Below are 6,679 nucleotides of genomic sequence, written 5' to 3'. Positions count from 1 at the left end.
CACGGTTGAGCTGCATAAACTTCAAGAACAGCATCAACTGGCTTTGGATGAGTTAGAGCAGCGTTTACGCCTGGCAGACAGCAGGCATCAACATCTTGCCGACGATCTCCAACAGGTGCAAGGTGAACTGGATAGGCAGGTTGAGGTCGTGCGCCGTTTGGAAGGGGAGGCGCTGGAATTAAATAGACAGAACGACTCCTTACAAGAGCAATTGCACAGCTCTCATCAAACCAGTGAAGAGTTGCGCCTGCGTTTAATTGAGGAGTTGAAGCAGCAGCAACAGGCCACCGAGACAGCGCAATTGGCTGCCCACGACACGTTAACTCGTTTGGAGTCTTTGCAAGACGAGCACACGCAGTTGACTGAGAAAGCCCAGCTTCTGGGACAGCGCAACGAGGAGTTGTACTCTCAAGTAGGGTCTTTAGAAACCCAAGTAGAAGAATTAAATAAAGAGCAAACTCGTTTACAGGACTTAGTCCGCCATGAGCAGCGCACCGTCAATGAAGCGCAAGCAACATTGCGTCAGAAAGCTCAGGAGTTGAATTCTGCCGCCGATAAAATCCAGCAATTACAGCATGAGTCCGAAGAAACCGCTCGGGAGTATGCGCGCCAAGTTAATGAGCTGCAATTAATAATTGCCCAGAAAGATGAGCATTCCGAGGGAGCCACGGTTGAGCTGCATAAACTTCAAGAACAGCATCAACTGGCTTTGGATGAGTTAGAGCAGCGTTTACGCCTGGCAGACAGCAGGCATCAACATCTTGCCGACGATCTCCAGCACGTGCAAGGTGAACTGGATAGGCAGGTTGAGGTCGTGCGCCGTTTGGAAGGGAAGGCGCTGGAATTAAATAGACAGAACGACTCCTTACAAGAGCAATTGCACAGCTCTCATCACAGCAGTGAAGAGGTGCGCCTGCGTTTAGTTGAGGAGTTGAAGCAGCAGCAAAAGGCTACCGAAACTGAACTGTTGACTGCGCAGGCCACCTTACAACTCTTGAACTCTTTGCAGGAAGAACATGCACAGTTGATTGAGAAGGCTCAAATTCTGCATGAAAGTAATCGTGACTTGACGGCGAAAGTAAATCAACTGGAAGAGGCAGAATCTAAAATTAAAGACGAGGTGCGTCTCAAACAATTGGAAATTGAGCGTTTAGCGGGCCTTCTTAAAACAGTGGGTCAACAGAAAGCGATTCTTTCTTTAAAATCAGTAATTGAGGCCAGCAATGCCCCTGTTTTGTTACAAGTTGCCGCAGTGGCTCACAGCAAAGAAGAGTTAATTAATGTTGGCTTAAATGCTGTAGAGGTTAATGCTTTAGAGGATGATGCAGCTGCATTTACTGAAATTAATCAGGCAGCAGTAAACCGCTTGGGTGCATTAGAAAAAAATGCACTAACTCTTTTAAAAGAGCAAGTTAGGCTGGGGGATGAAGCTCTATTGCTCAAAGTTAAATTAGCAACATGCAATAAGGACTTGAATAGTGCTGGTTTGGATGAGGGGCAAATCGCTTTATTAAAAAATGAAAGTGTTTATACCCAACTCACTAAAATTGCTGTTTCAAGGTTAGATAAGAATCAAATTGCAATTGCTGCTATTAAAGAGGCTATAGAAAAAAGTATTAATGTAGAGTTTTTGAAAACTATTACTAAAGCCACAAAGAATGATCATTTAACAATAGAATTATCACGCCAATACGTGAGGGATTTAGTTAATCCAGACGCGTATAAAAAATTTGTAGATTTGGCAAGAGAACGACTACACACTTTAAAGGCATCTCAAACCAAAGCGGTGCCTTCGATGCTGAGAAAAGCTAATTTGTTAATAGAAGAGGAAGGTTTTTTAGGATTTAAAGACGATAAAGTACCCAGTGATATGTTAGAAGTAGGCCTACCTTTATGTGAAAGTACTTATAAAGGAGATACTGAAGTTGGTCCCTTACTCAAGGAAACCTTAGGTATATACAAAGGAGCACGAATAGAACAGGGGGAAATAGCCCGTTCGCAGAAAATATTTCAGAATGCCAGCCAAGATAAGGTAACAGGAGTTGCTCTTTTAGTTCAAGATCATACAGGACGGGTTGTTGATAAATCTTATGGAAAATTTGATTTGCAACAGAAAACAGATATTGCCCTGCGGCAGGCACAAATGTTTCTTCTTAACTATAACGCCAATAAGCAGCTGAGAAAGAAAGAAATTTATATTTGGGGGCCTATCCAGAATAGCAATAAAGTATATGCTGCTTTGCTATTTCTTAAACACAATGATCCCTCTCTTGCGGATGTGGTTATAAAGTCTTCGACCGTTGGTTTCGCTGGACCCCAATATGGATGGTTTACCCGTAACAAAGTGAGTGAGCAAAATTTCATCAAAAAGCATTTGGATCTGGATTTTCTTAGGGATAAAGGAAAATTAGTATCTGAACAAAGCGCTCATACAAGGAAAGCTTTGTACACCACTGAAAAGGGAAAAAAATTAATAAAAATGAGTAATGCTTCTTTAAAAGATTTGTATGAAGGAGATGAAATCACCTCAGAAGGAACAATTAAAAAAGCACCTGCTGAAGAGATGTCTAATGTATTTGTTGAACAACGTAAAGCAAAAACTAAAATTAATAGTCTTTTAAATATTTTTGAAGAGGATATTAGTCATGTCGAAAATGACAGAGCATTCCGCGTAGCGACATTATTACATAAGAAATTGAAAAAACTTAAAGATGAGTCATTTAAAGAACCGATTGATGTGGTTGCATTGAAACAATTTTCTGAACACGCTAAAGCGGCTATAGAACAAGCGATACCACTCTTGGAAGAAAGTTTAGGTAAAAGCTATTTAGATAATCTTTCAAACGAAATAGGTAATGCAATAACAAAAGCAATACCTTTAGCTACTTCACAAAGTTTTGGTGCTTATAAACAAGCGTATACAATTATGAGAGAGCCAGGACAAGCAGATGAAGATTTGCCTACGAATGATTTAATTTAAAGTAAAAGGGTAGGGGTAGATAGGTGATAAAAGAGTAACATGTTGTTTTACTGTATATATTGGTTTGAGCTATTCTATATATTGGCATCGCCAATGGAGCATTTTTGGGATTAGCTACTGGCTTTGATTGCAGCATAACCATTAGATGAGCATGTTAATGACTTTTATAACAAAGTATTTTTATACCTTAGGTAGTATTTTATTTACTGGCTATCTCTTAGTGATTTCAAGAAGTCTATTTAATCCTTTATTGGCGGCATTCATTGTGGCTTTAGCATTAAGACCGTTTGCTGCCCAATTGGAATCTATTAAAATCCCTCGCTTTGGAAGTACTCTTATTTCCGTGATGTTATTTCTCTTTGTTTTTTTAGGCCTTGCCATTTTTTTCTCATCACAAATAAGACATATTGATTTTGAAATGCAATCTTTTGGCGGTGCGTTTACGGGTTTTGCTGGAAAAATACAAAATTGGCTGACCGAGCTTTTAGGAATTAGTTTGGATCAGCAAGTTTCTTTATTGAAAGATGCGCTTAATGCTTTGTTAAAAAATAGTGTTTCTTTTATGAATAGTACCCTTCATACAACGACTAATTTTATCACTTCCTTTGTAATTTTTATCCTTTCGCTATTTTTTATCTTGTACTATCGGGCATTTCTTGTTTCCTTTTTATATAAAATAGTTACTTCGCACCATCATGCAACACTAACCAAGACATTAAACCTGATTCAAGAGGTAGTGAGTAGTTATGTTTTAGGCGTATTCTTTGTCATTTTAATTGTCGCGACTCTCAACATATTAGGCCTTTTTGCTTTAGGCATTGCGAATGCAATTTTTTTTGGTGTCATGGCAGCGGTACTCACTTTAATACCCTACATTGGGATTTTACTAGGCGCACTCTTACCCATGTTTTTTGCACTGTTCACCAAAGATTCATTTTGGTATCCGGTTGGTGTGTTGCTTGTTTTTATGTTGGTACAATTTATTGAAGGTAATTTCCTCACGCCAAACATCGTTGGCAGACAAGTGAGTATTAATCCGTTTGCTGCAATTTTGGGCCTTATTGTTGGGGGAATGTTGTTAGGTTTCACGGGAATAATGTTTGCTTTGCCTGTGCTCGCTATTATTAAAGTCATTTGCGATAACATCAAGGCGCTTAAGCAAATAGGATATCTTATTGGTAATCCACAGACCTCAATGGTTGTGAACAGAGGTAAGTAATGAATGGAAGAATGGCTGCCCATTCTTCCACAGAGTTAGCTGTTTAGCTAATCGAACGAACCACCCCCCCATCCACTCTAATTGATGCGCCATTCGTAGCGGATGAAAGAGGGCTGCATAAAAAGACAACCATACTGGCGACCTCTTCAGCGGTGGCGAAACGTTTGATTAAAGAAGTGGGGCGAACCTCAGCAAAGAATTCTTGTTCAATTTGTGCGCTAGATTTATTTTGCTGTTTTCCCATATTCGTCACGAATTCACTAACACCTTCACTACGGGTTGGCCCTGGTAACACGGAGTTTACCGTGACATTGGTTCCTGCAGTGGTTTCAGCGATACCGCGTGCAACGGCTAGCTGCGCTGTTTTAGTCATTCCATAATGCACCATGTCCCCTGGAATTTGTAAACCAGATTCACTAGAGATAAAAATAATTCTTCCCCAATTATTTTTTAACATGGGCGTAATATAATGCCTGCTTAAACGAATCCCGCTCATCACGTTCACATCAAAGAGATGCAGCCATTCTTCATCAGTAATTTGGGTAAAGGGTTTGGTTTCATAAATACCTACATTGTTGACCAGAATATCTACACTAGGGATTTTACTAAGAAGGTTCTCTACTTCTTTTTTATTGCTCAAGTCAGCTGGGGCGGAAATCAAATCTGCCTGGGGAGAGTGTTCTTTTATGACATTAATTGCTTGTTGCACACGAGCTTCTGAGCGTCCATTAATAATGACCGAAGCACCTTCCCGAGCTAGAAAGCTGGCAATTGCTAAACCAATACCTGCAGTAGAACAAGTGACCAACGCGGTTTTTCCCTTTAATTGCAAATCCATTTTGCTTCTCCTTTAATCAATTACATTGAGTTTAGCACTAAACTAAGGCGAGATCGGTTTGCATTCTAGAGTTTAGTGACTTTCATATTCCCTGCATGCTACTCTCATGATTCTAAGATAAATGTGCATTTTTAAAGGATATGAAATTGCAGCGTTCACGAAAATTAGTGCTTAGTCTTTTCTTTTTATTATCAGGATTTGCTCATGCTTCTGCTGATTTTGGTCCTGTCAGCATGAGCGGGTTTTATAATACTCTACCTTCGGCCCCTCCTAATGGCAAACTGGGGTCGTTAATCAAATATGAATCTATAGCGACTAGTGTTTCTGGAGCTCAAGCGTGGAAAATAGCGTACCTTTCTTCTGATGTGAATGGGAATAAAACCATAGCTACTGGTATTTTAGTCGCACCAAAAACCGATTCTCCTAATCGACCTGTTATGGCTTGGGCTCATGGTACAACAGGAACTGCGCAAAATTGTGGTCCATCACAAGTACTGGATCCAGCTCAGCCATTGAATCAGTATTTCTTAATGAATGGAACATCTTGGACCGATTTTGGTTTGCCTGCAATGAAGGCATTCCTTAAAGCGGGTTATGTCATTGTGGCAACAGATTATCAAGGCCTAGGAGGAGGTGGGAAGCATCAATATACGGTTGCCGCAACTCAGGCCCACGATATTATTAACTCAATTAGGGCTGCTACCCAATTACAGGAAGCGCAAGCGGGTGCTCGGGCAATCGTTTATGGGTGGTCTCAAGGTGGAGGCGCAACTCTTGCTGCCGCCGGGCTGCGGAATTATCTTGAAGGAAACGATTCGGTTAATGACAAAATAAAAATTCTCGGTTTTGTTGCTATGGCACCTTACGATATGGCCGCCACATTTCCCGTGGAAGTTAAAACAGAACAGGATGCTTCGGAACATCTAAAATATATCAGTAACTTATTCAGTGCCAATGTTTTTAATTTCACGCATTATGCTCAAAATCTTTGGGGAATGGTGGCAGCATTTCCTGAACTGAAACTAAGCGATATCTTAACTGATGAGGGGGTTGATACTGTAAATCAAATCATGGCAAGAAAATGCATGCACAGTGCTTCCGACACTTTAAATTTTAATTATGGCAATCACTATAAGAACTTTTTACGCTCTGATATCAAGAACGCTCTAGCTTGGGTCAAAGCAACCATCAAAGGTAGTGTTAACCCGGTTGCTCCAATTGCTCCAGTGATTATTTATTGGGGAACAAATGATACAACCATACCTCCAGTTATGGGCGAGCTGTATTTGAAGCAAATGTGCAAAATAGGTGGGCAAGTAATCCGGGTGAAACTTCCTGGAAATCAAAACCACTTCACCACTCCCGCAGCTGCAGAACTTTTATATATTCCATGGATTGCAGACCGCTTTGCAGGAAAGCCTGTTGAGCATGTTTGTACCGAATTAAATGCGGTATGAAAACGGATTTATTAGTTTAATTTTTTATCCGTTTCTAAGCACATTTCTTCTATCCTTTCTCAATAGCCATTATGGCTTAAATACCCCTAATTAGGCCAGTTTTCCTATTTAAACATGAGTTAATAATTTGCTGCTATACTAAAAATGATCACATAAAAAACTAAATTTCATTTTAATGGTCAACT

Annotated in this window: 4 protein-coding genes; 3 read left to right on the top strand and 1 reads right to left on the bottom strand. The window is 40.2% G+C overall.

Annotated features, from left to right (window positions below; all coding sequences use genetic code 11):
• Positions 1-2,980, top strand: a 2,980-nt coding sequence (locus ACD661_RS15300) for a coiled-coil domain-containing protein (RefSeq protein WP_400188739.1), incomplete at its 5' end; no start/stop codon positions are given.
• A gap of 157 nt (positions 2,981-3,137) precedes the next feature.
• Positions 3,138-4,199, top strand: a complete 1,062-nt coding sequence (locus ACD661_RS15295; protein ID WP_400188738.1) for an AI-2E family transporter — start codon at positions 3,138-3,140, stop codon at positions 4,197-4,199.
• Positions 4,200-4,242: 43 nt separating this feature from the next.
• Here ACD661_RS15295 and ACD661_RS15290 read toward each other — a convergent pair whose 3' ends face one another.
• Positions 4,243-5,037: an SDR family NAD(P)-dependent oxidoreductase gene (locus tag ACD661_RS15290; protein WP_400188737.1), complete on the bottom strand. Its 795-nt coding sequence runs from the start codon at positions 5,035-5,037 to the stop codon at positions 4,243-4,245.
• 140 nt (positions 5,038-5,177) lie between these two features.
• Between ACD661_RS15290 and ACD661_RS15285 the strand changes: the two genes are divergently transcribed.
• Entirely contained in the window at positions 5,178-6,494 is a 1,317-nt protein-coding gene (locus ACD661_RS15285; RefSeq protein ID WP_400188736.1) for an alpha/beta hydrolase, read from the top strand.
• The last annotated feature ends 185 nt before the right edge of the window (positions 6,495-6,679 follow it).

The sequence above is a fragment of the Legionella lytica genome (assembly GCF_044626755.1).
Classification (GTDB): domain Bacteria; phylum Pseudomonadota; class Gammaproteobacteria; order Legionellales; family Legionellaceae; genus Legionella; species Legionella lytica_A.
Note: the sequence above shows the minus strand (reverse complement) of the source record. Positions and strands in the feature narration are given on the sequence as shown.